Below are 4,529 nucleotides of genomic sequence, written 5' to 3'. Positions count from 1 at the left end.
CGCCCGAGGTGATGTTCTTGCGCTCGCGCTTCTTTACGCGACCCGGTTCCTTGGCCATGTGTCTGTCTTACTTCTTCTTGCCGGCGATCGGCTTGGCGGGACCCTTGCGGGTGCGGGCGTTGGTGTGGGTGCGCTGGCCGCGGACCGGCAGGCCCTTGCGGTGACGCAGGCCGCGGTAGCAGGCCAGGTCCATCAGACGCTTGATGTTCATCGACGTCTCGCGGCGCAGGTCGCCTTCGACGGTGTGATCCTTGTCGATCGTCTCGCGGATCTGCAGGACTTCGGCGTCGGTCAGTTGGTTCACGCGGCGGGCGGACTCGATGCCCACCTTGCCCACGATGTCCTTGGCGGCGGCCGGGCCGATGCCATGGATATACTGCAGCGCGATTTCGACGCGCTTGTTGGTCGGAATATTGACGCCAGCGATACGGGCCACGAAGCTCTCCAGATACGCGCAAACCGGACGCAAACAACGCTCCGGTCAACAGACCAGGAGCGTGGCGCCCTTCGCGGGAAGCGCGCCTTATACCGATGATTCAGATTAGGTCAACGGGTGACGGTGTCTTCAGGCGAAACAGCCTGAGTCCAGACGAAGGGAACCGTGATCCGCTCGCGCGCCCCATCCTGGACGACGCCGTTCACGACACGGGGCCGGATGCGCATATAGCGCGCCGCTCGCACCGCTGCGCGCCCAAAGCCCCAGCCGGTCGGCCGCTCCGATTCGTCGCGGCAGTTCGTGACCGTGGTGTCGCGGTTGATCCGGCACAGGATCACGGCCTGCCCGCTGATCCGGCGCCGCGCGGCACGGCTGGGATAGACCTCGCGCTTCTCCTCGGCGTTCAGTTCGCGGACCCAACGCAGTCCCGACGACCCCGCGCCTGCGCCGACACCGTCGCCTGTTCCGGTTCCTGTGCCGCCAAGACCATTGCCCGCGCCCTGGCCACGGCCGGTCGCGGCACCGGTGCCTTCGCCCGCGCCGGAGGCTGCGCCCGCGCTTGCGCCCGATTGAGTGGGTGCGCCGTCGGTGAGGGTCGGCGTAGAGATCGAGGCCGAACCGACGATCTGCGGCTGTGGAATCGGCGTCGGTTCAGGGGGTGCCTGGAAGGCGTCAGGGAAGGGCTTCAGGACGACGGGCGGCCTGTGGACGATCGAAGGAGCGGGCGTGGCCTCGCCCCCGGATCCGCTTGAGCCTGCCGGTGGAGACCCCGAAAACAGGGTCACGTCGATGGGTGGGCTCGGCTCGAAGAGTTGCACGTCGCGGGTCAGGGCCAGCCACCACAGGATCAGGATGTGGGCGATGAGCACCACGACAAAGGCCGTCGTCCGCCTTGATCGCTCGTCCCGCGTCCGCATCGCCCCGGCCCCGCCCTTCTCAGGCTCGAACGATCCGCCCGAACCGGAACAATTGCAACCGGGACGTCAGCCGACGGCCGGACTGGTGTCCGGACGCCGTCCACCCAGGTTGAACTGGATGCCCAGCGGCATCTCGGCACCCGAGACCGGCCGACCCTGACGCGTGGGCGGCGCAAAGCGGAAGCGGTCGATGGCGATCCGCACCGCCGCCTCGCCGAACCCCATCCCCGACGGCGTCTCGTTGACCACGCGGCAGTTCTCCAGCCGGGAATCCAGTCGGATGACGCAACGCAGCGCTACCATCCCGTCGATCCGTCCCCGGCGCGCGGCGGCCGGCGCGGCGTCGGCGATCTGGCGCGACGTCGGTCCGGCGATGAAGCGCGGCGGCGTCCCGCCAGAGCCCGGCCCATCGCCGTCACCGTTACCGGTCCCGCTGCCCGTCCCCTGCCCGCCTTGGCCGAAGCCTGGCGTCGGTGTGGCCGCAGGGGCGACGCCGACGACCAGTGCGGGTGCAGGTGCCTGGACCACGGGTGCCGGCAGTTCGGGCTCGACGGGACGTGGCCGTGGCGGCGTGTGGATCCGAGACGGTGCAGCCGGGGCTCCGCCGCCCGAGACCGACGCGGGAGGTTCAGGCGTCGGGGGTGGCGGAGGTGGGGGATCGACCGGCCGGAACAGCTCCACCTCGATCGCGGGCAAGGACACCATGGGCGGCACGGCCGTGCTGGTCGACAGCGCCAGGAACAGGCCGAAATGCAGCATCGCCACGCCCGCAGCCACGGCGAGCCTTTGTCCCTGTTTGCGGGAGACATGGGGCCTGATCGTCGTCACCTGAGTAGGCTCGCCCTGTCGAACCGTCGCGGTCCTTTCGCGCGCACTCTAACGCACGATGCGTATGAACGTGGCGTGACGGGCAGCGCTCACCCGTGCCAGTCGGCCTCCGCGCCGATCGGGCTGCCCGGGGGTGTCGGCGGGGCGTGGTGGCGGTCTTCCAGCATCTTGTCCAGACGGTCGCGGTCGCCGATCAGGGTGCCCAGCCAGCGGTCGTGGGCCCGCTGGACCGGGTCGGCCGCGCGCGACGCCTTCAGCCGCGTCGCCAGCGCCTGGAGCCGCTCGTCGATGACGGCCGCCGAGGTCGAGGACAGGTCGTCACCGCGCAGCAAGCCCGCCAGGGTCAGCACATATTGCGCTTGCACCCGTCGCGCCGGCTCGGCCAGCCGCCCGGTCACCGGGGCGAAGGCGGCGGCCGTGACGGCGTCGATCGTCTCGGTCAAGCTCAGTTGGGTCGGATCGCGGCGGGCTGCGTCGCTCAGCCGGTTGACCCGCGCCGGGGCGAACAGGGCCGTCAGCGTCACATCAGCCGCCACATCGGCCGCCACGCCCGGATCGAAGACGCGCCCTTCCAGCCCCTTGAACACCTCGATGTCGTTCTGAGGGTCGCCATCGCCCGACTGCTGGGCGTTCAACAGGGCGATCAAGGGCTCGGGCAGGTCAAGCTCGGCGGGGCTCAGGGTCGCGGTCAGTGCCGCCAGGGCCGCGCGTTGGGTCGCGGCCGGGACAGGCATCGCCGCCTCTCGCCCGTCACCCGAGACCGGATAGCCATAGTCGATCCCGCCGACCAGCTTGGCCACGGCGTCCACCTGATAGCGGTGGTACAGGTAGATCGGCACCAGCCGCCGTCTCAGATCATTGACCGCCGAACCTTGCGGCAGGTTGTTCAGGCCGAAGCGGTCCAGGGCGATCCGTCGGATCCGCATCAGATGGCCGAGCTCCGCCACCGGGTCGGCCCCATTGTCCCACAGACTGCCCCAGGGCTGGGCGTCGCCGCCGATCCGGGCATCGGGGTCCGACACGAACCGCAGCCTTGCCACCCCGGCCTCGAGCGCCGCCGCCCGGAGGTCGGGAGCCGCCTCGCTGTAGAGCTGATCGACGGCGAACCGATCCCAGTCGCCCATCCCGACCGCATAGGCGTCCGAGAAGTCGAACTGCTCCTCGGGCGTGACGGCGATGACGGGCACCGGATAGTCCATGACCGAGGTCCGGCCCTGGGTGCTGCCGGCGAAATTGTGCAACAGGCCAATCGCGTGGCCCACCTCATGCGCCGACAGCTGTCGGATGCGGGCCAGCGCGATCGTCTGCGGATCGTTGGGCCCGCCGTCGCCGGTGCCGGCGGCACCGAGCAGTCCTTCGAAGATCAGGATGTCCTGACGAATACGGAGTGAGCCCAACAGCACCGAGCCCTTGACGATCTCGCCCGTGCGCGGATCCACCACGCTCTGGCCATAGGACCAGCTGCGGGTCGCCCGGTTGACCCAGTTGATGACGTTGTAGCGGGCGTCCAGAGGATCGATGCCTTCTGGCAGGACCTCGACCCGGTAGGCATCGATGAAGCCCGCGCGGTCGAACGCGTCCGCCCACCACTGCGCGCCCTCGACCAGGGCCGTTCGCACCGGCTCGGGCGCCGCGCGATCGACGTAGAAGACGATCGGTTCCTTGACCGTCGAACGCGCCGCCGTCGGATCGGTCTTCTCCAGCCGGAACCGGTTGGCGAACCGCCTGACCATCGCCTCGTCGAGCGGCGCTGAATAGTCGGTGACGAGGGTCGAGATCGCGCCCGTGCGCGGATCGAAGGGTCGGGGCGTAAAGCCTGGCTCGGGCAATTTGATGAAGCTGTGGCGCACGGTGAAGGTCACCAGCCGCGCGTCCGGCGCGATCTGGCGCAGGTCGGTCCCCGGCGCATCGACCGCGAACGTCAGCCGGGCCTCCATCTCCAGATTCTCGGGGAAGGCCCGGGCCTGAGAGGCATCGACCAGGGTCAGGTCGGCGACCGGCTTCAGCGTCCCCTGCCCTGCGGCCTTCAGCTGTTCGGCGATTCCCATGGCGTCGCGGGTCAGGAAGCCGGCGATGTCGATCAGCACCGACCCGTCGTCGTTCTCCGCCACGATCTCCCCGGCCCAGACCGTGGACCCGACGAAGGCATCCCGCGCTGCCGCCTGTTCATCGGTGCTGCCGGCCGGAGCCGCATATTTCGGGTTCTCAAACTCGGCGACGATCCGCCGTCCGATCCGGCGGAACGCCAGGATATTCGTCGCCCCGATCTGGGCCCGGTCCAGCCCGGTATTGGCCGACCCTACGCCGGTCCGTAGCGCCGTGTGGTGGATGACGCGCAGCATCACCCC

At 69.5% G+C, this 4,529-nt stretch carries 4 protein-coding genes; all 4 read right to left on the bottom strand.

From position 1 onward, the window contains the following. Window positions 1–67: 67 nt before the first annotated feature. Window positions 68–436 carry a 30S ribosomal protein S13 gene (gene rpsM, locus ACILQR_RS15600; protein ID WP_056101849.1) on the bottom strand — a complete coding sequence of 123 codons (369 nt, stop codon included), beginning with the start codon at window positions 434–436 and terminating at the stop codon, window positions 68–70. 110 nt (window positions 437–546) lie between these two features. Beyond that, on the bottom strand, window positions 547–1,308 hold the full coding sequence (locus tag ACILQR_RS15595; RefSeq protein WP_395652301.1) for a TonB family protein: 762 nt from the start codon (window positions 1,306–1,308) through the stop codon (window positions 547–549). 111 nt (window positions 1,309–1,419) lie between these two features. Continuing rightward, entirely contained in the window at window positions 1,420–2,181 is a 762-nt protein-coding gene (locus ACILQR_RS15590) for a TonB family protein (RefSeq protein ID WP_395652300.1), read from the bottom strand. Between the two features lie 89 nt (window positions 2,182–2,270). Continuing rightward, the coding region (locus ACILQR_RS15585; RefSeq protein WP_395652299.1) for a zinc-dependent metalloprotease at window positions 2,271–4,529 on the bottom strand (2,259 nt) is incomplete at its 5' end.

It is taken from the genome of Brevundimonas sp., assembly GCF_044239655.1.
GTDB lineage: Bacteria > Pseudomonadota > Alphaproteobacteria > Caulobacterales > Caulobacteraceae > Brevundimonas.
This window is presented reverse-complemented; position numbering and strand designations above follow the sequence as displayed.